This window comes from Peribacillus sp. NPDC097197, from assembly GCF_050278025.1.
In the GTDB taxonomy this organism is placed as follows: Bacteria; Bacillota; Bacilli; order Bacillales; family DSM-1321; genus Peribacillus.
The window spans coordinates 15,843-40,314 of the sequence record NZ_JBNNST010000004.1 but is presented as its reverse complement, the minus strand read 5'-3'; the positions used below and the strand labels follow the sequence as shown (position 1 = coordinate 40,314).

25 protein-coding genes and 1 other annotated feature are annotated in these 24,472 nt (G+C 42.1%); of the genes, 24 read left to right on the top strand and 1 reads right to left on the bottom strand.

The annotated features are described in order from the left end of the window. The first annotated feature begins 1 nt into the window (after position 1). The 6 genes from dnaK (at position 2) to deoC (ending at position 7,287) form a co-directional block, all read left to right on the top strand. Positions 2–1,843, top strand: coding sequence for a molecular chaperone DnaK (gene dnaK, locus ACQKL6_RS06830; protein ID WP_427650881.1), 1,842 nt, complete (start codon positions 2–4; stop codon positions 1,841–1,843). 272 nt (positions 1,844–2,115) lie between these two features. Continuing rightward, complete coding sequence (gene dnaJ, locus ACQKL6_RS06825) at positions 2,116–3,237, top strand: molecular chaperone DnaJ (RefSeq protein ID WP_402869605.1); 1,122 nt, start codon at positions 2,116–2,118, stop codon at positions 3,235–3,237. A gap of 36 nt (positions 3,238–3,273) precedes the next feature. Then, positions 3,274–4,215 (top strand): 50S ribosomal protein L11 methyltransferase, encoded by a 942-nt coding sequence (prmA, locus tag ACQKL6_RS06820; protein WP_402869603.1) that lies wholly within the window; start codon positions 3,274–3,276, stop codon positions 4,213–4,215. Between the two features lie 149 nt (positions 4,216–4,364). After that, the gene (locus ACQKL6_RS06815) at positions 4,365–5,117 is read left to right on the top strand and encodes a 16S rRNA (uracil(1498)-N(3))-methyltransferase (protein WP_402869896.1); all 753 of its coding nucleotides are present in this window, start codon (positions 4,365–4,367) and stop codon (positions 5,115–5,117) included. Positions 5,118–5,123: 6 nt separating this feature from the next. Further along, positions 5,124–6,461, top strand: a complete 1,338-nt coding sequence (mtaB, locus tag ACQKL6_RS06810) for a tRNA (N(6)-L-threonylcarbamoyladenosine(37)-C(2))-methylthiotransferase MtaB (protein ID WP_402869602.1) — start codon at positions 5,124–5,126, stop codon at positions 6,459–6,461. Positions 6,462–6,615: 154 nt separating this feature from the next. Continuing rightward, complete coding sequence (gene deoC, locus ACQKL6_RS06805; protein WP_402986302.1) at positions 6,616–7,287, top strand: deoxyribose-phosphate aldolase; 672 nt, start codon at positions 6,616–6,618, stop codon at positions 7,285–7,287. Positions 7,288–7,317: 30 nt separating this feature from the next. Here deoC and ACQKL6_RS06800 read toward each other — a convergent pair whose 3' ends face one another. Continuing rightward, complete coding sequence (locus ACQKL6_RS06800) at positions 7,318–8,247, bottom strand: Na/Pi symporter (RefSeq protein ID WP_402958399.1); 930 nt, start codon at positions 8,245–8,247, stop codon at positions 7,318–7,320. Between the two features lie 223 nt (positions 8,248–8,470). Here ACQKL6_RS06800 and rpsU point away from each other — a divergent pair, with 223 nt between their 5' ends. The 18 genes from rpsU (at position 8,471) to ACQKL6_RS06710 (ending at position 24,456) form a co-directional block, all read left to right on the top strand. Then, positions 8,471–8,644 carry a 30S ribosomal protein S21 gene (gene rpsU, locus ACQKL6_RS06795; RefSeq protein WP_028391853.1) on the top strand — a complete coding sequence of 58 codons (174 nt, stop codon included), beginning with the start codon at positions 8,471–8,473 and terminating at the stop codon, positions 8,642–8,644. Positions 8,645–8,658: 14 nt separating this feature from the next. Next, a complete protein-coding gene (locus ACQKL6_RS06790; protein ID WP_402869597.1) occupies positions 8,659–9,102 on the top strand; it encodes a GatB/YqeY domain-containing protein in 444 nt (147 codons plus the stop codon). 271 nt (positions 9,103–9,373) lie between these two features. Continuing rightward, a complete protein-coding gene (locus ACQKL6_RS06785; protein ID WP_402986301.1) occupies positions 9,374–10,699 on the top strand; it encodes an NfeD family protein in 1,326 nt (441 codons plus the stop codon). Positions 10,700–10,740: 41 nt separating this feature from the next. After that, positions 10,741–11,718 (top strand): flotillin-like protein FloA, encoded by a 978-nt coding sequence (floA, locus tag ACQKL6_RS06780; RefSeq protein WP_402869894.1) that lies wholly within the window; start codon positions 10,741–10,743, stop codon positions 11,716–11,718. A 22-nt stretch (positions 11,719–11,740) separates the two neighbouring features. After that, entirely contained in the window at positions 11,741–12,241 is a 501-nt protein-coding gene (locus ACQKL6_RS06775; RefSeq protein ID WP_402986299.1) for a hypothetical protein, read from the top strand. A 123-nt stretch (positions 12,242–12,364) separates the two neighbouring features. Continuing rightward, complete coding sequence (gene yqfC / locus ACQKL6_RS06770; RefSeq protein ID WP_402869591.1) at positions 12,365–12,649, top strand: sporulation protein YqfC; 285 nt, start codon at positions 12,365–12,367, stop codon at positions 12,647–12,649. Positions 12,650–12,664: 15 nt separating this feature from the next. After that, the gene (yqfD, locus tag ACQKL6_RS06765) at positions 12,665–13,852 is read left to right on the top strand and encodes a sporulation protein YqfD (RefSeq protein WP_402958405.1); all 1,188 of its coding nucleotides are present in this window, start codon (positions 12,665–12,667) and stop codon (positions 13,850–13,852) included. A gap of 3 nt (positions 13,853–13,855) precedes the next feature. Then, positions 13,856–14,818: a PhoH family protein gene (locus ACQKL6_RS06760; RefSeq protein WP_402869587.1), complete on the top strand. Its 963-nt coding sequence runs from the start codon at positions 13,856–13,858 to the stop codon at positions 14,816–14,818. 180 nt (positions 14,819–14,998) lie between these two features. Further along, positions 14,999–17,149 (top strand): HD family phosphohydrolase, encoded by a 2,151-nt coding sequence (locus tag ACQKL6_RS06755; protein WP_402986297.1) that lies wholly within the window; start codon positions 14,999–15,001, stop codon positions 17,147–17,149. Then, the gene (gene ybeY / locus ACQKL6_RS06750; protein ID WP_402986295.1) at positions 17,146–17,622 is read left to right on the top strand and encodes an rRNA maturation RNase YbeY; all 477 of its coding nucleotides are present in this window, start codon (positions 17,146–17,148) and stop codon (positions 17,620–17,622) included. The genes ACQKL6_RS06755 and ybeY overlap by 4 nt, the downstream gene beginning before the upstream one ends. After that, a complete protein-coding gene (locus ACQKL6_RS06745) occupies positions 17,600–17,977 on the top strand; it encodes a diacylglycerol kinase family protein (RefSeq protein WP_402958411.1) in 378 nt (125 codons plus the stop codon). Before ybeY ends, ACQKL6_RS06745 begins: the two co-directional genes overlap by 23 nt. Before the next feature lie 38 nt (positions 17,978–18,015). Then, positions 18,016–18,414: a cytidine deaminase gene (locus ACQKL6_RS06740; RefSeq protein WP_402869580.1), complete on the top strand. Its 399-nt coding sequence runs from the start codon at positions 18,016–18,018 to the stop codon at positions 18,412–18,414. Continuing rightward, positions 18,407–19,336, top strand: a complete 930-nt coding sequence (gene era / locus ACQKL6_RS06735; protein ID WP_402869578.1) for a GTPase Era — start codon at positions 18,407–18,409, stop codon at positions 19,334–19,336. Before ACQKL6_RS06740 ends, era begins: the two co-directional genes overlap by 8 nt. 104 nt (positions 19,337–19,440) lie before the next feature. Beyond that, positions 19,441–19,584, top strand: a complete 144-nt coding sequence (locus tag ACQKL6_RS06730) for a YqzL family protein (protein WP_402869576.1) — start codon at positions 19,441–19,443, stop codon at positions 19,582–19,584. Between the two features lie 34 nt (positions 19,585–19,618). Then, positions 19,619–20,371 carry a DNA repair protein RecO gene (gene recO / locus ACQKL6_RS06725; RefSeq protein ID WP_402958417.1) on the top strand — a complete coding sequence of 251 codons (753 nt, stop codon included), beginning with the start codon at positions 19,619–19,621 and terminating at the stop codon, positions 20,369–20,371. 57 nt (positions 20,372–20,428) lie between these two features. Next, positions 20,429–20,604: a binding site (T-box leader), on the top strand. 116 nt (positions 20,605–20,720) lie between these two features. Continuing rightward, on the top strand, positions 20,721–21,617 hold the full coding sequence (gene glyQ / locus ACQKL6_RS06720) for a glycine--tRNA ligase subunit alpha (protein ID WP_402869572.1): 897 nt from the start codon (positions 20,721–20,723) through the stop codon (positions 21,615–21,617). Then, positions 21,604–23,673 carry a glycine--tRNA ligase subunit beta gene (gene glyS, locus ACQKL6_RS06715; protein ID WP_402986293.1) on the top strand — a complete coding sequence of 690 codons (2,070 nt, stop codon included), beginning with the start codon at positions 21,604–21,606 and terminating at the stop codon, positions 23,671–23,673. Before glyQ ends, glyS begins: the two co-directional genes overlap by 14 nt. A gap of 144 nt (positions 23,674–23,817) precedes the next feature. Further along, positions 23,818–24,456 carry a helix-turn-helix transcriptional regulator gene (locus ACQKL6_RS06710; protein WP_402869892.1) on the top strand — a complete coding sequence of 213 codons (639 nt, stop codon included), beginning with the start codon at positions 23,818–23,820 and terminating at the stop codon, positions 24,454–24,456. Positions 24,457–24,472: the final 16 nt, after the last annotated feature.

Here is a 24,472-nt window from a genome sequence, read left to right as displayed (position 1 = left end):
AATGAGCAAAATTATTGGTATTGACTTAGGTACTACAAACTCTTGCGTATCTGTACTTGAAGGCGGGGAACCAAAAGTTATCCCGAATCCAGAAGGAAACCGTACAACACCTTCTGTTGTGGCATTTAAAAATGGGGAACGTCAAGTAGGGGAAGTGGCCAAACGCCAAGCAATTACGAACCCGAACACAATCATTTCCATTAAACGTCATATGGGTACTAACCATAAGGAAGTAATTGATGGAAAAGAATATTCACCGCAGGAAGTATCTGCAATCATCCTTCAATACTTGAAATCTTATGCTGAAGAATATCTTGGAGAAAAAGTAACAAAAGCGGTTATCACCGTGCCTGCTTACTTTAATGACGCTGAACGTCAAGCAACTAAAGACGCTGGTCAAATTGCTGGTCTTGAAGTGGAACGTATTATCAATGAACCTACAGCTGCAGCACTTGCTTACGGATTGGATAAAACGGAAGAAGACCAAACCATCCTTGTATTCGACCTTGGTGGCGGTACATTTGACGTATCCATCATGGAACTTGGAGACGGAGTATTCGAAGTACGTTCAACAGCTGGTGACAACCGCCTAGGTGGAGACGACTTCGACCAAGTAATCATTGATTATTTAGTAGAAGCATTCAAAAAAGAGAATGGCATCGATCTTTCTAAAGACAAAATGGCTGTTCAACGTTTGAAAGATGCAGCTGAAAAAGCGAAAAAAGACCTTTCAGGTGTAACTTCAACTCAAATTTCATTACCTTTCATCACAGCTGGGGATGCTGGCCCACTTCACTTGGACGTAACGATGACTAGAGCTAAATTTGATGAGCTATCATCAAGTCTTGTTGAACGTACGATGGGACCTACTCGTCAAGCATTGAAAGATGCTGGACTTTCAGCTTCAGAAATCGATAAAGTCATCCTTGTTGGTGGATCTACTCGTATTCCTGCAGTAGTGGAAGCAATCAAAAAGGAAATCGGTCAAGAACCTAGCAAAGGTGTTAACCCTGATGAAGTAGTAGCGATGGGTGCTGCCATTCAAGGTGGCGTGTTAACTGGAGACGTTAAAGACGTGGTTCTTTTAGACGTAACTCCACTTTCACTTGGAATTGAAACAATGGGCGGTGTATTCACTAAGTTAATCGACCGTAATACAACGATTCCGACAAGTAAATCTCAAGTGTTCTCAACAGCAGCAGATAACCAAACAGCTGTGGATATCCATGTTCTTCAAGGTGAACGTCCAATGTCAGCGGATAATAAAACGCTTGGCCGTTTCCAATTAAGCGATATTCCACCTGCACCACGTGGAATTCCTCAAGTAGAAGTAACATTCGATATTGATAAAAACGGTATTGTTAATGTTCGTGCAAAAGATCTTGGTACAAACAAAGAGCAAGCCATCACAATCAAATCATCTTCAGGTCTTTCTGATGAAGAAATCGAGCGTATGGTACGCGAAGCAGAAGAAAATGCCGATGCTGATAAACAACGTAAAGAAGAAGTGGAACTTCGTAATGAAGCCGACCAACTTGTCTTCCAAACGGAAAAAACGCTTAAAGATCTAGAAGGTAAAGTAGACGAAGTGGAAGTAACAAAAGCGAACGAAGCGAAGGATGAACTGAAAGCTGCAATCGAGAAAGATGAGCTTGAAGAAATCCGTACGAAAAAAGATGCTCTAAACGAAATCGTTCAAGCTTTAACTATGAAGCTTTACGAAGAAGCGGCTAAAGCACAGCAAGCTGCCCAAGAGGGTGCTGGTGAAGCTGGAGCTCAAGACGATAACGTCGTTGATGCAGAATTTACAGAAGTGAACGAAGACGAAAAAAATAAAAAGTAACCCTTTTGGGATGCTGAAATAGTGGGTAGTGAAATGCTGCCTGAAGTAGAAAAGTCAAAGTCAGGTTATCTTGGCTTTGGCTTTTTTTACAATGGATGGAGCTAAATATAGGAATGATAGGGCTATAAAGAGATGAAATGACAGTTTGAGGGGACATTCCCACTTCTTTTATGGATGGGTGTTCAAACTGTTTGTGCTTTTCTAGTTGATTATTATCTTCCTACAGTGATAATATAATCTTTATGTGAATCGAATCGGGAGTGGATTTAGATATGAGTAAACGCGATTATTATGAGGTGTTAGGCCTTTCGAAGAGTGCTTCGAAGGATGAAATCAAGAAAGCGTATCGAAAGCTCTCCAAACAATATCACCCTGATATTAATAAAGCAGACGATGCTGCGGATAAATTCAAGGAAATTAAGGAAGCTTACGAAGTATTAAGCGATGAACAGAAAAAAGCCCATTATGATCAATTTGGGCATACGGATCCGAATCAAGGCTTCGGTGGTGGTCAAGACTTTGGTGGTTTTGGCGGATTCGAAGATATTTTCAGTAGTTTCTTTGGTGGTGGAGGTCGTAGAAGAGATCCTAATGCACCTCGTCAAGGGGCCGATCTGCAATATACGATGACGCTTTCTTTTGAAGAAGCCGCATTTGGGAAAGATACAGAGATTGAAATTCCACGTGAAGAGAATTGTGATACATGTAAGGGCTCAGGTGCAAAGCCTGGTACAAAAGTCGAAAACTGTTCACACTGTCACGGAACTGGTCAGTTAAATGTTGAACAAAATACAGCTTTCGGGCGTATCGTTAACCGGAGAGCTTGTCACCATTGTCAAGGAACAGGTAAAATCATTCCGAATAAATGTTCAACGTGTAAAGGTGAAGGAAAAGTTCAAAAACGTAAAAAAATTCAAATCAAAGTACCTGCAGGTATCGATGACGGACAACAGCTTCGAGTTTCCGGTCAAGGGGAGCCTGGAATCAATGGTGGCCCATCCGGAGATCTATATGTAGTCTTCCATGTCCGTACTCATGAATTCTTTGAACGGGATGGCGATGATATTTATTGCGAAATGCCGATTACATTTGCCCAATCTGCGTTAGGAGACGAAATTGAAGTCCCAACCTTGCATGGCAAAGTTAAATTGAAGATTCCTGCCGGTACACAAACTGGTACGCGTTTCCGTTTAAAAGGAAAAGGCGTTTCGAATGTCAGGGGCTATGGACAAGGCGACCAGCATGTAATCGTATTGGTGGTCACTCCAAAGAAATTGACGGAAAAACAAAAAGAACTTCTTCGTGAGTTCAGCGAAATCAGTGGCCAATCAGGCATTGATGAACAAGAAGATGGCTTTTTCTCGAAGGTAAAGCGTGCTTTTAAAGATAGATGACTAAAAGTAAAAGAAGAGATCGGGAGTTGGTAGGTTATGAAGTGGTCTGAATTTGCAATCCACACAACAAATGAAGCGGTTGAACCTGTTTCAAATATCCTTCATGAGGCAGGTGCAAGCGGTGTTGTCATTGAGGATCCTCTTGAATTAGTCAAAGAACGTGAAAATGTCTTTGGCGAAATCTACCACCTGAACCCAGATGATTATCCGGACGAAGGTGTTTTGATCAAGGCGTACTTGCCGGTTAATAGCTTTCTTGGTGAAACGGTTGATGCTATTAAGGAATCCATCAATAATCTACTGCAATTTGAAATAGACCTAGGGAAGAACCTTGTTTCAATCAGTGAAGTGAATGAGGAAGAATGGGCAACTGCCTGGAAGAAATATTATAATCCAGTCAAGATATCCGAGCGATTCACCATTGTCCCTACTTGGGAAGACTATACGCCAGTAAGCAGTGATGAATTGATCATAGAACTGGATCCGGGCATGGCATTCGGGACGGGTACCCACCCGACAACCGTCATGTGTATCCAAGCCCTCGAACGTACTGTTGTACCGGGTGATCTTGTGGTGGATGTTGGAACGGGTTCTGGAGTCTTGAGCATAGCGTCCGCATTGTTGGATGCAAAACGAGTTCAGGCACTTGATTTGGATGAAGTGGCTGTTCGGTCGGCCATTCAAAATGTTGAACTGAACAATGTTCAGGAAAAGGTCTCTGTTTCGCAAGGTAACTTATTGGATGGAGTAGATGAACGGGCGGATGTCGTAGTAGCCAATATTTTGGCCGAAGTGATTATGCGCTTTACGGACGATGTTGCGAAAATCGTGAAACCTGGTGGGCATTTCATTGCCTCTGGAATCATTCAACCTAAAAAACAAGATGTGAAGGAAGCGATTCAAGCTTCCGGATTCATAATTGTGGAAACCATCCAGATGGAAGATTGGGTTGCGTTCATTGCTAAAAGAAATGATTGAATGATGAGTTACTCTGATTATCTTATCCACAGGTAATCAGAGTACCTTTTTTTACGCTCAAACCTTGGCAAGGCACAAAGCATTCAAGGGAAGATGCCTTTGACTGCTAGCCTGTGAGTTTTTCTAGACTAGACGGAGTAGGTGGCACTGTGCAACGATATTTTCTTAATGAAATGGACTTTCAGGGACAAACCGTGACCATTACAGGTGATGATTTTCACCATATTGCCAGAGTCATGAGAATGGAACCTGGAGAGCGAATCATAACTGTAAAGGGCAGTGGCATGGCTGCAGTCACGGAAATCTCGGAAATTACGAGTGATACAGTTATAGGAAACATTTTGGAATGGAAGAATGAAGAAAAAGAGCTTCCCGTCCAGGTGACGATAGCGAGCGGTCTGCCTAAAGGGGATAAGCTGGAGTATATCGTTCAAAAGGGGACGGAATTGGGCGCTTACAAGTTTATCCCTTTTATTGCGGCTCGTTCGGTGGTAAAATGGGACCACAAAAAGGTCGGCAAGAAACTAGAAAGACTCCAAAAGATTTCTAAGGAGGCGGCCGAGCAGTCCCACCGTACAGTTGTCCCTTCCGTGACCGAACCGATGTCAATCGCTCAACTAACGGAGCTTGCTTCTGAATACGATCATTCGTTAATCGCATTTGAAGAAGAGGCAAAGCGCGGTGAAACATCCGTGCTAGCGTCGGTGTTGGAAAACATCAGGGCTGGACAGTCGATTCTTTTCGTTTTTGGGCCTGAAGGGGGCCTAGCGGAAAAAGAAATCGAGAAATTAACATCTTCCGGTTTTGTAGCATGTGGACTTGGACCTAGAATATTAAGAACTGAAACAGCACCTTTATATGCACTTTCCGCTGTTTCTTATCATGTAGAACTTTTGAGGTGATGAAAAATGGCAACGGTCGCTTTCCATACATTAGGCTGTAAAGTAAACCATTATGAAACAGAAGCTATTTGGCAATTATTTAAGACAGAAGGATATGACCGTGTTGAATTCGAAAACACATCGGATGTGTATGTCATCAATACGTGTACCGTAACGAATACGGGCGATAAGAAAAGCCGCCAGGTCATCCGTCGTGCTATCCGTAAAAACCCGAATGCCGTCATTGCAGTAACAGGATGTTACGCACAGACGTCGCCTGCTGAAATCATGGCAATCCCGGGCGTCGATATCGTGGTGGGCACACAGGACAGGGGAAAACTGTTAGCATACATCGAACAATTCAAGGTGGAACGCGAACCGATTAATGCAGTAGGAAACATTATGAAAAACCGTGTATACGAAGAATTGGATGTACCAGCTTTTACGGACAGAACCCGAGCTTCTTTAAAGATCCAGGAAGGTTGTAACAACTTCTGCACGTTCTGCATCATTCCATGGGCACGTGGTTTAATGCGTTCCCGTGATCCAAAGGAAGTCGTCCATCAAGCTGAACAGCTTGTCGAAGCAGGGTATAAGGAACTTGTGTTGACTGGCATTCATACAGGTGGTTATGGTGACGACTTGAAGGATTATAATTTGGCGATGCTCTTGCGTGATTTGGAAAAGGTCGAGGGACTTAAACGGATCCGCATATCTTCCATTGAAGCGAGTCAAATAACGGATGAAATCATTGAAGTGCTTACGAAGTCCAAAAAAGTGGTTCGCCATTTGCATATTCCGATTCAATCAGGATCAGATACTGTGTTAAAACGGATGAGACGTAAATATACGATGGATTTCTTCGGGGACCGTATCGAAAAATTAAAAGTGGCACTTCCCGGCCTTGCCGTTACTTCTGATGTCATTGTAGGTTTCCCTGGAGAAACCGAAGAGGAATTCATGGAGACATATAATTTCATCAAGAAATATAAGTTCTCTGAATTACATGTATTCCCATACTCGAAACGTACAGGGACCCCAGCGGCACGCATGGATGATCAAGTGGATGAAGATGTGAAAAACGAACGTGTTCATCGCCTGATCTCTTTGTCCGATCAGCTGGCAAAAGAGTATGCTTCTCAATTCGAAGGAGAAGTACTGGAAGTGATTCCTGAAACACCATTGGAAAATGGGCTTTATGAGGGGTACTCCGATAATTATATGAAGGTTATTTTCCCTGCTACTGAAGAAATGGTTGGAGAAATCGTAAAAGTGAAAATTACACAATCCGGCTATCCACATAGTGAAGGACAGTTTGTTACTATTGTGAAAGATCTTCCATTACAACAAGCAGCTAATCTTTAAGACGGCGATTTATCGCTGTCTTTTTTTTCTTCTTTTTAGAGTGATAACGGAACATAAGGGTATAGTTTATATATATCGTCATTTTGAAATTATTATGGTATCATGAGAGGTACGGACAACTAGTTTTTTTATGAATATTAAGGAGGATTACTAAATGACACAAAATGTAGCAGGTTTAATCGATCACACTTTATTAAAAGCGGATGCAACGAAAGAACAAATAAAAGTTTTATGTGAAGAAGCAAGAGAATATAAATTCGCATCAGTATGCGTGAACCCAACTTGGGTGAAGTATGCTAGTGAGTTATTGGAAGGTTCAGAGGTAAAGGTTTGTACGGTAATAGGTTTCCCTCTAGGAGCGTCCACTCCTGAAACTAAAGCCTTCGAAACAAAAGATGCCATCAGCAACGGTGCGCATGAAGTTGATATGGTAGTCAACATCGGTGCTTTGAAGGACAAGGATGATGAATTGGTTGAGCGGGACATTCGTGCCGTTGTCGCTGCAGCGACTGGTAAGGCCCTTTCAAAGGTCATTATTGAAACATCATTATTGTCAGAGGAAGAAAAAGTGCGTGCTTGCGAAATAGCTGTTAAAGCGGGAACGGATTTTGTTAAAACTTCAACAGGATTCTCAACAGGTGGTGCTACGGTTGAAGATGTAGCGCTTATGAGAAAAACGGTTGGACCGAATATCGGCGTTAAAGCTTCAGGTGGGGTTCGTAACACGAGCGATGCTGAGAAAATCATTGAAGCAGGAGCATCTAGAATTGGTGCAAGTGCTGGTGTATCCATTGTAAAAGGCTTAACAGCTGATTCTGATTATTAATTTTCATGGCCGCATTCTTAGGAATGCGGCTTATTTTTTTTGAGGACGATGCAGCATTAAAATGAAGTTGGAAAATTGGCTTGCGAAAGGTAAAACGATCAAAGAAGTCGTAATATTAAAAATGACACTAGCATGTGCAAGCTGGGTCGCTTTATTTTCAGTGAAAAAGGCAGCCGTTCGTTCTAGAACGTCCACAAGAGGAAGGAAGGCAGCCACACCAATCACATTCAGCCATATATGTGCATATGCTGTAAAGGCAGCTTGTCTACCTGAACCGATGCTAGCCATATAGCCTGTGATACACGTACCGATATTAGAACCGAGCATCATGATGATGGAAGAAGAGACGGATAGCTCCCCACTCATTAAAAAACTCATGGCGATTCCGATGGTCGCGGAGCTAGAGTGAATCAGCGCCGTTAACAGGATACCTGCCAACAAAGCATAACTAAGATGGCTTTCTATGCCACTGAGTACATGCTGAACCGATGGATAGGCAGCGATGGGCTTGGAGAGCATCTTAAAACCGCTCATCGCCGCGAAAATGGCAGAGATGCCTATAAGGGACATTCCGGCGCTTTTTAATGCGATTTTGGGCATAAAGCAAAGAGCGGCACCGCATAAGACTCCTGGAATGATCCAACGGTCCAATGAAAAGGTCATGAATTCAGCTGTAAAGGTCGAACCGATATTCGTTCCTAAAATGATGCCAATCGTCTGTGGAAAGGATAAACTGCCGGCGGAAACGAGACCCACAGTCATGACCATGACCGCCGAGCTGCTTTGAAGGATGCCTGTGAAAATCGTACCTGCAAAAAAACCTTTCCATGGTTTATCGGTCACCTTAGAAAGAAAGGATTTTAATTTAGCGCCGGACAGGTTGAATAAGCCGATGCGTAAAACGGCCATACCCGCTAAAAATAAAGTGATGAATAAAAGGAATAAAAGTAACTCGTACATGACCAACACCTCTTGAACAGTCTATGGCCCATAGGGGAGAGACATGCTATAAAAAGCTTCAAAGTTGCAATTAGAAAAAAATATGGTAACAACATGATAATATTTCAAATAAGTTTCGTTTTATTGGTTGACCTGTCAAAGATGATATATTATAATTGTTTAGTACATGTATAACATGTTGACAACTTGAGTTAGTGTGTTGTTTTCGGAGGGAGGGAAAGAGATGTCTAAAACCGTCGTTCGTAAAAACGAATCGCTTGAAGATGCTCTTCGTCGTTTCAAACGTACTGTATCTAAAGCAGGATCGCTTCAGGAAGCTAGGAAGCGTGAATTTTATGAAAAGCCAAGCGTAAAACGTAAGAAAAAGTCTGAAGCTGCAAGAAAACGTAAATTCTAAGAGAGGGTGGAAAGATGAGTCTTCTCGAGCGTTTAAATAATGATATGAAACAAGCGATGAAGAACAAGGAAAAGGACAAACTATCTGTTATTCGTATGTTGAAAGCTTCGCTTCAAAACGAAGCCCTAAAACAGAGACAAGATTTAACAGATGATGAAGAATTGACAGTGCTCTCTCGCGAATTAAAACAACGCAAAGACTCCCTCCAGGAGTTTGAAAACGCAGGTCGTTCCGATCTCGTGGATAAAGTCCGCACCGAATTGGGATACGTAGAGGCATATATGCCTGAGCAACTATCAGAAGAAGAGATTTCTGAAATTGTTAAATCAACAATTGAGGAAGTCAATGCAACATCCAAAGCAGATATGGGGAGAGTTATGGGAGCTTTAATGCCTAAAGTTAAAGGTAAAGCAGATGGTTCTCTAGTAAACAAGTTAGTACAACAACATCTATCTTAAACTCGAAACCTAACCGCAGGCATTAGCCTGTGGTTTTTGTGTGTTTACGTGATTATTTCGCCTCTTTTAGACGTATAGTAACTAGTGAAAGGGCAGCCGATTGGTTTTATATAAATTAATTGCTTTTTAAATGAAACCTTTTTCATATACATACGTATTAACTAAGTAAGTGACGATAATAAGTGGATTCGATTAGCAAGGGTGAAATATGCCTTTTAGGTAATGGAAAGGCCGGCTTACAGGCGCTTAATACGGGAAAGGAGGCGTTCCATTGAAAATATGGCGTGGTCTATCTGTTCTCTTATTCGGATTGCTGCTTATAGTGTCTTTCTTGGTGCCGGGTGCTTCTGCAAAGGAGAAGATTGTTTACCAGGTTCCCATTCAAGAAACGGTGGAAAAGGGTTTGGCCGCCTTTTTGCAACGGGCACTATCGATTGCAGAAGTGAATAACGCAGATCTTGTAATTTTCGAGGTGAATACCCCAGGTGGTGCCGTAGATGCGGCAGGGGAGATAGCCAAGTTACTGTCTAATTCCTCAGTAAAAACAGTGGCTTACGTCAATAATCGTGCTTTATCTGCGGGTGCCTATATTTCGCTCAGTGCCGATGAAATTTATATGGTCCCCAGTGCTACAATGGGTTCAGCTGCGGTGATTGACTCTTCGGGAAATGCAGCGGGAAAAAAAGCGGAATCTTATTGGTTGGCTGCAATGAAAACGGCAGCCGAACAGAATGGACGCGATCCCATTTATGCACAAGCGATGGCTGATGAGGATATCGACCTTCCAAAATACGGAGCCGAAAAAGGAAAATTACTGACATTCACTGCTGATCAGGCAAAAAAGGCCGGCTACAGTGAAGGGACCGTTTCGGGGAAAGCTGAGTTATATAGTATACTCGGGGTGGAAGATGCGGATATTCGAACCATAGAGGAAAGCTTTCCAGAAAAGTTAGCTCGCTTTTTGACCAATCCTTTTGTGATTCCCATCTTATTGACGATAGCAGGCATCGGGATTGTGGTAGAGTTGTTTTCGCCTGGTTTTGGCATTCCTGGTTTTATTGGAATCACTGGCCTCGTATTGTTCTTTTATGGACATTTGGTCGCAGGCATCACGGGCTATGAGTCGTTAGCGCTATTCATCTTAGGAGTCATCCTTGTGCTCTTGGAGTTTTTCCTCCCTGGAGGAATTATCGGGGTGCTTGGCTTTAGTGCAATTATAGGCAGTTTATTTCTCGCTTCAGAAGATCCGGTCCATATGACCATTTCTTTGTTAATTGCGATTACCGCATCCATTTTGGTTTCTATCCTATTTGTAAAGGTGCTTGGTAAAAAAATGAACTTTTTTAGAAAAATGATATTAACCGATGCAACAAAAACAGAGCAAGGGTATGTCAGTTCTCCGAATCGCTTGGAATTATTAGGTGTTGAAGGTAAGGCAATGACAGATTTAAGGCCATCTGGAACGGCTTTAATTAATGATGAACGGGTCGATGTTGTGACAGAAGGAAGCTTTATTTCCAAAGGGACATCCATCAAAGTCGTGAAAGCTGAAGGGTCGAGAGTAGTCGTTCGGCAAATTCCGGAATCAAATCAATGAAAATAGGAAGGGTGAATGTTTAGGTGATAACTTCAGGAACAATATTTATCGTGTTGGCTGTAATTGCGGCCATCATCATCTTATCGGTATTTTTCACATTTGTACCAGTTATGTTATGGATCTCAGCTTTAGCGGCTGGAGTCAAAATCAGTATCTTTACATTAGTGGGAATGAGGCTTCGTCGTGTTATACCAAGCAGGGTAGTTAACCCGCTCATTAAAGCCCACAAAGCGGGAATCAATGTATCGACGAATCAATTGGAGAGCCATTACCTTGCAGGAGGGAATGTTGACCGTGTCGTCAATGCACTGATTGCAGCAGAACGTGCGAATATCGCATTGCCATTTGAAAGAGGGGCAGCCATCGATCTTGCAGGACGTGATGTACTGGAAGCGGTTCAAATGAGCGTTAACCCTAAAGTGATCGAAACGCCATTCATCTCCGGTGTAGCGATGAATGGGATTGAAGTGCAAGCAAAGGCAAGAATCACCGTTCGTGCCAATATCGAACGATTAGTCGGTGGTGCTGGGGAAGAAACGATCATCGCGCGTGTAGGTGAAGGGATTGTTTCGACAATCGGGGCTTCTAAAAGGCATACGGATGTCCTTGAAAACCCGGATTTAATTTCTAGAACCGTTTTATCGAAAGGTCTCGATTCAGGTACAGCATTTGAAATTCTATCGATTGATATCGCTGATGTGGATATCGGGAAGAATATCGGGGCTATCCTACAGACTGACCAGGCTGAAGCGGATAAGAAAATCGCCCAAGCAAAAGCGGAAGAACGTCGCGCGATGGCTGTTGCCTTGGAACAGGAAATGGTAGCCCGTGTCCAAGAAATGAGAGCGAAGGTTGTAGAATCCGAGGCAGAAGTGCCATTGGCTATGGCTGAAGCGCTGAAGAGCGGAAATCTAGGGGTAATGGACTACATGAATATCCAAAATATCACGGCGGATACGGATATGCGGGATTCCATCAGTAAGATATCGGATAACCCAAAGGACAAGGATAACAATTAATTCCCAGAAGGGAGGCCTTTAAATGGGAGATCTCATTCAATTCTTTCTCAGTAATCCATTCCTTCTGATTATCTTGATAGCTGTTGCAACATCCATGTTCGGCAGGAAAAAACAGCCGCAACAAAACAATCCAAACAACCCGCCGAAAAAGAAATGGCAGGAAATCATGCAGGAGCTTCAAGGCGAGATGCCACAAAAGGAACAACGGCAAACCCCTGTTCCGGCATCTGCCCAAAAAGCAGAGAAGCGTGTCGTACACTCTGCTGGGCCTGTGGATGAAACGAAAGCACAGGCTGAAAAAAGGATTGCTGAACTAAGAAGGCTGCAGCAGAAATATGAGCAAGAGCGTGTGGAACAAAAAGAAAAGGCAGATCGAATTACTACAGCCATTTCTGACGATAGCAGTCCCGTCTATCATAAAGGTCCTTCCTTCACTAAGAAACAGTTGATTGATGGAATCATTATGTCTGAGGTGCTCGGACCTCCAAGGGCTAAGCGTAGCTTGCAAAGGTCAAGGAGATAATTCGGAAGAACTTGTATCCCGCGTTCATTCGTTCAACATGAAAAAATAGAAATTGAACCTTTATAATTTTGTGCTAGAACCCTCTTTCATTTCATACATTGAGATGAAAGGGGGTTCTTTTTTATGGCTCGCAATTGGGGAAAAAAAGTGAAACAGCTTATGACCAAAACAATGGACCTTCCGCAAGATGTCATGATGGACCTGCCGCGAATTACCATGATCGGACAATTACATATATATATTGAAAATCATCGTGGCTTGTTGGCCTTTACTGACAGTGAAGTGAGGTTAATGCTTAAAAATGGCCAGCTGCTAATAAAGGGAACTGGCTTTGTCATCAAGACCATCTTGCCGGAGGAAATCATGTTAGAGGGCAAAATTGACAAAGTATATTTTATCAATGAATGATCCCGGGAGGTTTCCATGAAAAACCAATGGACAAACTATTATACAGGCTATGTAAAAGTGAAGGCATATGGAAGAGGAACCGAAAGGCTAATCAATATGTTGACAAGGAGAGGGCTTCATATCTGGGATGTGAAGCGTGTAGGAAGTGAATCCCTGATTTTCCATATGGATTTCAGGGAAATTTCAAAATTGCGTCAGGTCCTGCGAAAAAGCGACTGTAAAGTGAAATTCCTCCAAGGCAGGGGGTTTCCGTTTCTCATGAAGCGGGTGATGAAAAATAGTGGATTCTTGGCGGGTTTGATTGCCTTCCTTATTTGCATTTTTGTACTTTCCAATATGGTGTGGGGGATAGAAGTTAAAGGGGCAAAACCGGAAACCGAACATGCCATCCGTAAAGAATTGGACAAAATGGGCGTGAAAATTGGAAAGGTGCAATTTCTAGTGGACGATGTGGATACGATACAGCGAAAGCTCTCTGATCGCATCGGTGCCCTAACCTGGGTTGGTGTGGAGCTTAAGGGGACAACCTACCATTTCCAGGTGGTGGAAAAACGGCAGCCGAAGGAAATAGAGAAAACCTCCTCACAAAATTTGGTTGCTTCAAAAAAGGCGGTCATCACCAATATGTTCATTGAAAAAGGCCAACCTAAAGTCAATGTGCATGATTATGTAAGTAAAGGACAACTTCTTGTGTCAGGGTTGATTGGGAAGGAAGATAAACCAGAAATTGTTTCGGCGCAGGGGAAAGTAATGGGGCAAACTTGGTACAAGGCGAATGTGGAAGTCCCTCTGAAAACCAATTTTTCCGTCTACAATGGTAATGAAACCAGTAAGCATTATATAAAAGTGAGCAGCTTATCTATACCTATATGGGGGTTTAAGGATCCGGGCTATAAAAAGCAGGAAAAAGAATCGACTGATCGGCCGTTTCATTTTCTGCAATGGGAACTGCCCATTTCCTATAAAGTCGAGACATTAAGGAGTAAAGACGATATCGTCCGGAGTTATACGAAGGAAGAAGCGATTAAGGAAGGGAAGAAGATGGCCCAGGCCGACTTACGGAAGCTTCTTGAAGAAGAAGACCAAATTATAGGGGAAAAAGTTTTGCACGAAAGCATGGAGAATGGTAAAGTGAAATTATCTATACATTACCAAGTTATTGAAGATATTGCTGTAGGACAACCAATCATTCAAGGAGACTAGCGAATGGCAGATGAAGTGAAGGTTATTAAGTTGGAAATTGAATCACCTAATGAAGCGGTCGCTTTATTGGGCAATGGAGATTCTAATGTAAAAGTGCTTGAAGACGAGCTGGGCATTTCGGTCATCACCCGCGGGGAAGGTATAAGCGTTGCCGGTGAATTAGAGCGGGTGACGATGGGACAGGATATCCTGAAGGCGCTGTTATCTGTGATCAGAAAAGGGATTACGATAAGTTCTAGGGATGTAATGTATGCTATAGAATTGGCTCGCAAGGGAACATTGGAATATTTCGGAGAATTATATGAAGAAGAAATTGCTAAAACGGCTAAAGGTAAATCGATTAAGGTCAAAACAATTGGCCAGCGATATTATATTCAGGCCATAAAGAAGCTCGATTTAGTATTCGGGATTGGTCCTGCTGGGACCGGGAAGACCTATCTAGCTGTAGTGATGGCAATCAATGCCTTGAAAAACGGACAGGTTAAACGAATTATCTTGACGAGACCTGCCGTTGAAGCTGGCGAAAGTTTGGGATTCCTTCCTGGGGACTTAAAAGAAAAGGTAGACCCGTACCTACGTCCGTTATATGACGCTCTTCATGACCTACTGGGGATGGAACAGACCCAAAGGATGATTGAACGCGGGACGATTGAAATCGCTCCCTTGGCCTATATGAGGGGACGTACGCTCGAGGATGCCTTTGTAATCTTGGATGAGGCACAGAATACTACCGAAGCCCAAATGAAGATGTTTTTAACGAGGCTCGGTTTTGGATCGAAAATGGTCATTACGGGAGATCGTACCCAAATCGACCTTCCAAAAGGGATGAAGTCAGGTTTGATTCGGGTTGAGGAGATTCTCAAGAATGTCAAAGGCCTTTCATTTGTGTATTTTGAACAGAGTGATGTAGTCAGGCATCCGCTCGTCGCCAAAATTATCAGCGCATATGAACAGGCAAAAGAATAGAGGGAATCCGCCAATGAAATGGCGGATTTTTTCATGGTGATTCGCTTGCCCATCATGAATGGAATGTGAAATTGTGGTGAAAAGCAAGGGTTTTATCATAACATGATGAAAAGTAGAGGGAAAACTGTTATCATTTTACATATCTAGCATATTAACCATCTTTTTTTAGGAGGACCTTCTTTGAACCGTATCCAAAAATTTTTCACCAAAATAAAAGGCCTGCTGGTCCATCGCTTTTTTCAAGTACTCTTGTTCGTCGTACTTGGTTTGTTTGCATATGGGTTAATGCTATCCAACGTTAAGCCTGAAAAGATCCAAGTGGAGCTTTTTAAGCCAGCGGAACAAACGATACGATCCACCAAGACTATAGAAGATACATATAAGACTACGAAAGAAAAAGAAGAAATTTCAAAACAGGTGGCGGATGTTTATACATTAAAAAAGGAATATGCCAAAAATAAAGTCGATTTGATCTCTTCAATTTTTGATTCTGCGATTGAAGTGAACAAAGAAACAGATCCTAATAAAGGCGGTAAAAAAGGAATTAAAAAGACGGATGGCCAAAAGGTTTCCATCTTGAAAGAAAAATTGACGGATGAGGTCAATAAAGATATAGAAGAATCTGTTTTCATGGCATTGATTCAGGCGGATGAAGATGAACTGGAGATAGCGAGGGACTCCACGATAACCGCTGTGAATAATGTGATGAGTGAGCGGATTTCGGCCAGCGATGTTGAAAATGCAAAGAAAAAAGTGGTAGATGAACTGAGCTACATGAGTATAAATAGTGATATGAAGAAGGTCTCCATATCACTTGCCCGTTCGGCGATTATTCAAAATGTTTTTTTTGATAAAGATAAAACGGAGGAACAACGCCGAAAAGCAGTGGAAAGTGTGGAACCAGTCAGGATTCTACAGGGGCAGATTATCGTCGAAGAAAATCAATTAGTGGATCGGGACGTGTACAGGCAGCTTGAATTGGCTGGGTTTTTAAGTACTGAGTCCACAATCTTTCCATATGTGGGTCTCCTACTTTATATCTTTTTAACTTTTACGGCTTTTTATTACTTTTTTTACTATTCCATAACGAAACGGGATAATAAGTACAATCAGTTGTTGGTTTTCAGCCTTGTTTTTATTTTTGCAATGGCAACGATGAAAACAGTCAGCATATTCGCTGAACTGAAAGATTCGAATTTGGAATATATTTTCCCTGCTGCCATGGCAGCGATGCTTATTAAGATATTATTAAATGATAAATTGGCTGTTGCCATGACAATTTTATTAGGATCTTATGGTACGATAATATTTAATGGCGATACGCCAGGAAATCTTGACTTCTCTATGGGGCTTTATATCATTTTTAGCGGATTGATGGCCATCATAATATTATCGCGTTCCAACTTCAAATCAAGAGTACTGGTAGCGGGTCTCATGATGTCAGTGATCAATATCGCTTTCGTCTATTCGCTCATTTTCATTATGGATGGCCATTACACAAAAGTGGAGTATCTATATTATGCGGGAGCGGCTATAGGATCTGGGCTTGGTTCTGCTGTATTGACGATGGGGCTGCTTCCATTTTTCGAGGCGGGATTCGGGATTTTATCTTCAATGAAGTTGATCGAGCTTTCCAATCCCAATCACCCTTTATTGCGAAAAATCTTGATTGAGGCACCTGGTACCTACCACCATAGCGTAATGGTTGCCAATTTAGCGGAATCTGCATGTGAAGCAATTGGCTCGAATGGGTTACTTGCAAGAGTCGGATCTTATTACCACGATATAGGCAAGACAAAGCGGCCGCACTTTTTCATCGAGAACCAGTTAAATGAGGAAAATCCGCATGATAGGCTACAACCGGTAACGAGCAAGGACATTATCATTGCCCATGCCGTTGATGGCGGAGAGATGCTTCGCAACCATAAGTTCCCGAAGGAAATTGTGGATATAGCGGAACAACATCATGGGACGACTTTATTGAAATTTTTCTATCATAAGGCATGTAAGGAAGATGAAGCGACACGCGAAGTCGACTACCGGTATCCAGGGCCCATGGCGAAAATGAAGGAAGTGGCCGTCATTGGAATTGCAGATAGTGTTGAGGCTGCAGTCAGGTCGATGAAGCATCCTACACCCGAGAAGATCGAAGAACTGGTAAGTTTCATAATCAGTGACCGGATTCAAGACGGTCAATTTGATGAATGTGACATTACTATGAGAGAATTAAGTATCGTAAAGCATTCGCTTTGTGAATCGCTGAATGGTATCTTCCACTCAAGGATCGAGTATCCTGACATGGATAAATTAGGACAGAAGGTGAAAAAATGATTTTAACAATGGATTTAATCGATGAAACGAACGAAGTGACGGAAAAAGGGCAGCAGCTTGTTGAAAGCATTTTGCAATTTGCCGCCAATAAAGAGAAGATCGAAGAAGGTACGGAACTATCCGTCACTTTTGTCGACAACAAAAGGATTCAGGAGATTAATAAAGAATACCGTAATAAGGATTCGGCTACCGATGTCATTTCTTTTGCACTGGAAGAGATGGGGGAGGAAGAAGTCGAGATTATCGGGGCGGAAATGCCTCGCATGCTTGGTGATATCATCATTTCAATTGAACGCACAAAAGAGCAGGCCGAGGAGTATGGACACTCTTTTGACCGTGAACTTGGCTTTTTAGCCCTACATGGTTTTCTTCATTTGCTAGGCTATGACCATATGACTGAAGAAGATGAAAAAGTGATGTTTTCTAGACAAAAGGAGATATTGGGGGAATATGGGCTCTCGAGAGAAGGGTAAGCCAAGGTATCCACTCGTAAAAAGCTTTTCATTTGCTTGTCAAGGGATTTTGGAAGCGGTACGGACCGAGCGAAACATACAGATCCATTTCGTGGTGATGGCAGCCGTCGTGTTCTTTGGTTGGTATTTTTCATTGAACGGAATGGAATGGTTGTTTATTTTGACGGCAATTGCTGGTACGATTGCATTAGAACTAGTGAATTCGGCCATTGAACGGGTTGTTGATTTAGTGACAGACCAAATCCATCCTCTTGCCAAGCAGGCAAAAGATATTGCAGCCGGGGCTGTATTCATATATGCTATATTTTCTATAATAGTTGGATTGATTATTTTTTTACCAAAGTTGGGTATGTAGGTTCTTTTATTCATCCAATGTAGAGGGGGAATTGTATAATGAATACGAATGAATTGATTGAAGAAGCTAAAAAAGCTAGGGAAAAGGCTTATGTCCCTTATTCAAAGTTTAAAGTGGGAGCTGCTTTATTGACTGCCGATGGTAAGGTATATCATGGCTGTAATATTGAAAATGCAGCTTACAGCATGTGTAACTGCGCGGAAAGAACGGCATTATTCAGTGCATATGCACATAATGACAAGAAGTTTAGCAAACTTGCGGTAGTAGCGGACACGGACCGACCGGTATCCCCTTGCGGAGCCTGCAGACAAGTCATTTCAGAACTATGTGAACCGGATATGATGGTTGTTTTAACCAACTTGAATGGTGATACTAAAGAATTAACAGTACAGGAATTGCTTCCAGGAGCTTTTTCACCGGAGGATTTAAATGAATAAATTAGTTAGCGATACACAGGTAAAAGGATATAAATCAGGATTTATATCCATCATCGGCCGTCCTAATGTCGGCAAGAGCACGTTTTTGAACCGTGTAATTGGTCAAAAAATCGCAATCATGAGCGACAAGCCTCAAACGACAAGAAATAAAGTTCAAGGTGTACTTACACAAAATGATTCACAAATGATCTTCATTGATACACCGGGCATTCATAAACCTAAGCATAAGCTTGGGGACTTTATGATGAAGGTTGCGACGAATACCTTGAAAGAGGTCGACCTGATTCTATTCATGATTAATGCTGAAGAAGGCTACGGTCGTGGAGATGAGTTCATCATTGAAAAGCTACAATCGGTTAATACACCCGTTTTCCTTGTAGTCAATAAAATTGATACGATGCATCCTGATGACCTTCTGCCCATCATTGAAAAGTACCAAAAACTGTATCCTTTTGCAGCGGTGGTGCCTATTTCAGCTCTTGAAGGTAATAATGTCGATACATTGCTTGCCCAAATCAAGGAACATCTTCCTGAAGGGCCACAGTTTTACCCAGCCGATCAAGTAACGGATCATCCGGAGCGTTTCATCATTTCTGAATTGGTCCGCGAAAAGGTTCTGCACTTGACTCGTGAAGAGATTCCACATTCCGTGGCTGTTGTGATTGACTCGATCAAAAAAATGGATAACAGTGACACGATCAATGTTATGGCGACCATCATTGTCGAGAGAGATTCCCAAAAAGGAATTGTCATCGGTAAGCAAGGGAAAATGCTGAAAGAAGTCGGTAGTCGCGCGAGAGTAGACATTGAGAACCTATTGGGCTCTAAGGTTTTCCTTGAGCTATGGGTCAAGGTCCAGAAAGATTGGCGTAATAAAGCTAGTCAGCTACGTGATTTTGGATTTGATGAGAAAGAATATTAATTAACAAATTTTACGCTTCATGAAAGTGTGAAAAACGGTCAAGCTAATCATTAAGGACGGATATTTATCTGATATTGCTAGTCATAATGAAGGGTGGGCTTTATATGTTGGATTTTACCTGGGAGTTATTTAGTGAGACAGGTAATGTGGACACCTATTTACTTTATAAGGAGATAGAAGTCGAAAGGCAGGAAAGACCATTAGTATCGAATGAAGAGCTAGCTGATATTGATTTTCCTGTTTCTTAAGGATTAGCTAAGGCGAGTATGGGTGGTGTCTTTTATGCTTCAGAAATGTGAAGGCATTGTCATTAGAAGGACGGCATATGGAGAAAACAATAAAATTATAACGATTTATACCCGAGAGCTAGGGAAAATAGGGGTCATGGCTAGAGGTGCGAGCAAGCCAAATAGCAGGCTTGCCGCCGTGACCCAGCTTTTTTGCTCCGGGTATTTCCTTGTTTCGACATCTAGTGGACTTGGAAGCCTTCAGCAGGGGGAAATGGTTGACTCGCTTCGTTTTATCAGGGAGGATCTTTTCGCCACTGCCTATGCTTCCTATATCGTCGAATTGCTCGATAAGAGTGTGGACGATAAAAAACCAAATCCATATCTGTTTGAATTGCTTTCACAAACTTTACATTACATAAATGAAGAATACGACACTGAGGTTTTGAAATTCATTTTTGAAATGAAAATGCTTCCTGTAAATGGAATCAACCCGGTTTTGAACCAATGTGCCGTTTGTGGGGAGACCGAAGGGGAATTTGCTTTCTCCCTAAGGGAAGCCGGGTTTATTTGTCACCGATGTTTGGACAAGGACCCTTATCATTATAAAATTTCTCCTTCTGCGGTGAAACTTCTGAGGATCTTTTATTATTTTGATTTATCCAGGCTTGGTAACATATCTGTTAAACCGGAAACTAAAAGGGAATTGTCAAAAATCATTGATGCCTATTATGAGGAATATTCAGGATTACATCTGAAGTCCAAAAAGTTTCTCAAACAGATTGATTCGATGAAAGATATGTTTTAGGTTCGAACTATTGACATTCTGGTTTTGTTTGTATAAAATTTTAATCATCAAAATAAGAAGAATGCGTCGATGGAAGAGAGTACCTGTTTTAATTCATAAAAGCGAACCCGGGATGGTGCAAGCCGGGATATGAAGACACAGGGAAGGGCGTTCCGGAGCATGATTAGGTTTGAAAAGAGGCCGTTTCATAACGGCAATTAGGGTGGAACCGCGGGTAAACTCTCGTCCCTATGCATTACGCATAGGGACGGGAGTTTTTTGTTTGCCTTGAGGAATCCTAGGCAAAAGATGCTTCCCGCCCCTGAATCTGAAATTTAGTAAGCCGCTTTAAATAATCTGGAGGTGTACGATGAATATTCAAAATATGATTTTAACTTTGCAAAAGCATTGGTCTGAGCAAGGCTGTATCTTAATGAATGCTTATGATGTCGAAAAAGGTGCCGGGACGATGAGTCCTTATACCTTCCTTAGAGCAATTGGGCCAGAACCCTGGAGTGTTGCTTACGTGGAGCCTTCAAGACGTCCTGCAGACGGCCGGTATGGAGAGAATCCTAACCGTCTTTATCAACATCATCAATTTCAAGTGATCATGAAGCCTTCTCCGGATAATATTCAAGAACTTTATTTGGAGTCATTACGGAAGCTAGGCATCAATCCATTGGAGCACGACATTCGCTTTGTTGAGGATAACTGGGAAAATCCATCCCTTGGCTGTGCGGGTCTAGGATGGGAAGTATGGTTGGATGGAATGGAGATTACCCAATTCACCTATTTCCAACAAGTTGGTGGACTAGAGTGTAAACCAGTCTCCGTCGAAATTACATACGGAATTGAACGTTTGGCTTCTTACATCCAAGACAAAGAAAATGTCTTTGAACTTGAATGGACGGATGGATTTACTGTTCGTGACATCTTTGGTCAACCGGAATACGAGCATTCGAAATATACATTCGAGACATCCAACCTTGATATGCTGTTCGAGCTTTTCACGATGTATGAAAAGGAAGCGCATCGTCAAATGGAGGAAGGTCTTGTGCATCCTGCTTATGACTATGTATTGAAGTGTTCCCATACGTTCAATCTGCTGGATGCCAGAGGTGCCATTTCAGTAACGGAAAGAACGGGTTATATTGCCCGTTGTCGTAATTTAGCGCGTAAGGTTGCCAAAACTTTTTATGAAGAGCGGGAAAAATTAGGCTTCCCAATCCTGAAAGTGAAAGGGGAGAAAACAAATGAGCAAGCGTGATTTGTTATTGGAAATTGGGTTGGAGGAGCTACCGGCTCGATTTGTTACAGCTTCTATGAAACAGTTATCCGACAAAGTACAAAAGTGGTTGACACAAAAAGCGATTGAATTTGGTGAAGTCGAAGCATTTTCAACACCAAGACGTTTGGCGATATTGGTAAAAGATGTTGCGGAATCACAAAAGGACATTGAAGAAGAAGCAAAAGGACCGGCTAAGAAGATCGCTTTGGACGCCGAAGGTAACTGGTCTAAAGCAGCGTTAGGTTTTGTAAGAGGACAAGGCATGACGGCTGAGGATATTTATTTCAAAGAACTTAAAGGTGTGGAATATGTCCATGTGAATAAATTCATCAAGGGGCAACCGACAGCTCAGTTATTGGCGGAGCTACAAGAGATCATAACTGGCATGACCTTCCCGAAAAATATGCGTTGGGCCAACCAGGACCTTCGCTTCGTCCGTCCGATTAAATGGTTAATTGCTTTGTTCGGTAAAGAAGTAGTACCTTTTACCATAGCTGAAGTAGAAACAGGCCGAGAAACGAAAGGTCATCGCTTTTTAGGTGAAAGTACAGTTATCGAAACTCCTGACCAGTATGAAAAGTCACTTAACGAACAATTTGTCATGGTCAATCCAGACAAACGCCGTACCGTGATCTTAGATCAAATCAAAAACCTGGAACAGGAGAATGGCTGGATCATCCCGGTCGATGAAAATCTTCTGGAAGAGGTAAATAACTTGGTTGAATATCCAACGGTGTTATTTGGCCGTTTTGAAGAAGAATTCCTTGAATTGCCTTCTCAGGTGCTGATTACATCGATGAAGGAACATCAACGGTATTTCCCTGTAAAAGATCAAGATGGAGAGTTGCTTCCTTTCTTCGTGACTGTTCGAAATGGGGATGACCGTCACCTGGATATGGTATCGAAAGGGAACGAAAAAGTATTGCGTGCCCGTTTATCGGATGCAGCTTTCTTCTACAAAGAAGATCAGAAAAAAGAGATTGCTGATGCTTTGAAAAAGCTGGATAGCATCGTTTACCATGAAGAAATCGGTACTCTAGCCGAGAAAACTGAACGTGTAACAGAGGTAACCGGAGCATTGGTGGATGCCTTGAAACTGAAAGTGGATAAAGAATTGGCGCTACGTGCTGCAAAAATAGCCAAGTTTGATTTAGTGAGTCATATGGTTTATGAGTTCCCTGAATTACAAGGGTACATGGGTGAAAAGTATGCCCTTCTAAAAGGTGAAGCGAAAGAAGTGGCGACAGCGATCAATGAACATTATATGCCACGACATGCAGATGACGATGTACCTCCATCCTTAATCGGGGCACTTGTGAGCGTAGCGGAAAAAATTGATACACTGGCATCATTCTTCGCCATCGGAGTGATCCCTACCGGTTCTCAGGATCCATATGCTTTAAGAAGACAAGCAAGTGGAGTCGTTCAAATTCTAGCGGAGAAAAAGTGGGATATCACACTGGAGGAACTTATCACTTTGGGTCTTAAAGGACTTGAAGCAAAAGGCCTCTTGAAACGTGATATGGATGATGTAAAAGCGGATATGCATACATTCTTTAAAGCCCGTGTGAAGCATTTGCTTCAGGAACTACACATTCGCTATGATTTAATCGATGCTGTTTTGGTTAATGAAATTGGTTATATCCATTCTGTTGTTGAACGCTCTCAGGTATTAGAAGCAAAGAAAGAGGAAGCCGGCTTTAAAGAAAGTCTTGAGGCGTTAAGCCGTGTCATGAATATCGCTGGGAAATGCGATAATAAGGTGACAGTGAACCCGGCTGCTTTTGAAAATGTAGAAGAAAAAGCGTTGTATGAGAAATTTGGAACGGTTGCTTCAGCCTATGCCGAAACGAATGATGAGATGGAGCATTTCGAACAGCTTATATCGCTTCAAAGCGAAATAGAGGCTTATTTCGAGCATACAATGGTCATGGCGGAAGATGAAGCCGTACGTAATAATCGTTTATCCCTTATGAAAGAAATTAGTGATTTAGTTTCCAGCTTTGGGGCTGTGAACAAAATAATCCTTTCTTAATCCAATGAAATGATCGGGACCCTTTTTATGAAGGGTTTCCGATTATTACAACTAATAGAGATGAAAACTGCTTTTATCAAATGATATAGTATATAATCGTTATATGAAGATCCTTTGTTACTTTACTCTGCGAAAAGCAGTAGGGTGGTGATTACAATTCAATTGAATAAACGTCAGGAACAGATTTTACAAATTGTTAAAGAGAATGGACCGATTACTGGAGAGCATATTGCAGATAGGTTAAGCTTAACGAGGGCGACGCTTCGTCCGGATTTGGCTATCTTAACGATGGCCGGTTTTCTAGATGCACGTCCACGTGTCGGGTATTTCTATACAGGTCGCTCGGGTACACAGCTATTGACAGATAGTCTGAACCATCTGTATGTTCGGGACCATCAATCGATCCCTGTCGTTGTGGACGAGGGTATATCTGTTTACGATGCGATTGTCATGATGTTTTTAGAAGATGTCGGCACTATGTTCGTAGTGGATAAGCATGCTTTACTCGTAGGGGTACTGTCCAGAAAAGACTTGCTCCGTGCAAGTATTGGGAAACAAGAACTGAATTCCATCCCGGTCAATATCATCATGACAAGGATGCCTAACATTACAATGTGTACTAAAGAAGATTTATTGATCGATGTTGCCAAAAAATTGATTGAGAAACAAATTGATTCATTACCTGTCGTCAAAGAAACAGAAAAAGGCTATGAGGTAATTGGAAGAGTGACGAAAACCAATATAACAAAAGCATTCGTAGCTTTAGCTGATGAAGGCTATTAGGGGGGCTTGCAAAGGA

What these genes read in the sequence shown, in the direction of transcription:
- dnaK (WP_427650881.1), top strand. Translation starts at nt 2, where the DNA reads ATGAGCAAAATTATTGGTATTGACTTAGGTACTACAAACTCTTGCGTA.
- dnaJ (WP_402869605.1), top strand. Translation starts at nt 2,116, where the DNA reads ATGAGTAAACGCGATTATTATGAGGTGTTAGGCCTTTCGAAGAGTGCT.
- prmA (WP_402869603.1), top strand. Translation starts at nt 3,274, where the DNA reads ATGAAGTGGTCTGAATTTGCAATCCACACAACAAATGAAGCGGTTGAA.
- mtaB (WP_402869602.1), top strand. Translation starts at nt 5,124, where the DNA reads ATGGCAACGGTCGCTTTCCATACATTAGGCTGTAAAGTAAACCATTAT.
- deoC (WP_402986302.1), top strand. Translation starts at nt 6,616, where the DNA reads ATGACACAAAATGTAGCAGGTTTAATCGATCACACTTTATTAAAAGCG.
- ACQKL6_RS06800 (WP_402958399.1), bottom strand. Translation starts at nt 8,247, where the DNA reads ATGTACGAGTTACTTTTATTCCTTTTATTCATCACTTTATTTTTAGCG.
- rpsU (WP_028391853.1), top strand. Translation starts at nt 8,471, where the DNA reads ATGTCTAAAACCGTCGTTCGTAAAAACGAATCGCTTGAAGATGCTCTT.
- ACQKL6_RS06790 (WP_402869597.1), top strand. Translation starts at nt 8,659, where the DNA reads ATGAGTCTTCTCGAGCGTTTAAATAATGATATGAAACAAGCGATGAAG.
- ACQKL6_RS06775 (WP_402986299.1), top strand. Translation starts at nt 11,741, where the DNA reads ATGGGAGATCTCATTCAATTCTTTCTCAGTAATCCATTCCTTCTGATT.
- yqfC (WP_402869591.1), top strand. Translation starts at nt 12,365, where the DNA reads ATGGCTCGCAATTGGGGAAAAAAAGTGAAACAGCTTATGACCAAAACA.
- yqfD (WP_402958405.1), top strand. Translation starts at nt 12,665, where the DNA reads ATGAAAAACCAATGGACAAACTATTATACAGGCTATGTAAAAGTGAAG.
- ACQKL6_RS06760 (WP_402869587.1), top strand. Translation starts at nt 13,856, where the DNA reads ATGGCAGATGAAGTGAAGGTTATTAAGTTGGAAATTGAATCACCTAAT.
- ybeY (WP_402986295.1), top strand. Translation starts at nt 17,146, where the DNA reads ATGATTTTAACAATGGATTTAATCGATGAAACGAACGAAGTGACGGAA.
- ACQKL6_RS06745 (WP_402958411.1), top strand. Translation starts at nt 17,600, where the DNA reads ATGGGCTCTCGAGAGAAGGGTAAGCCAAGGTATCCACTCGTAAAAAGC.
- ACQKL6_RS06740 (WP_402869580.1), top strand. Translation starts at nt 18,016, where the DNA reads ATGAATACGAATGAATTGATTGAAGAAGCTAAAAAAGCTAGGGAAAAG.
- era (WP_402869578.1), top strand. Translation starts at nt 18,407, where the DNA reads ATGAATAAATTAGTTAGCGATACACAGGTAAAAGGATATAAATCAGGA.
- ACQKL6_RS06730 (WP_402869576.1), top strand. Translation starts at nt 19,441, where the DNA reads ATGTTGGATTTTACCTGGGAGTTATTTAGTGAGACAGGTAATGTGGAC.
- recO (WP_402958417.1), top strand. Translation starts at nt 19,619, where the DNA reads ATGCTTCAGAAATGTGAAGGCATTGTCATTAGAAGGACGGCATATGGA.
- glyQ (WP_402869572.1), top strand. Translation starts at nt 20,721, where the DNA reads ATGAATATTCAAAATATGATTTTAACTTTGCAAAAGCATTGGTCTGAG.
- glyS (WP_402986293.1), top strand. Translation starts at nt 21,604, where the DNA reads ATGAGCAAGCGTGATTTGTTATTGGAAATTGGGTTGGAGGAGCTACCG.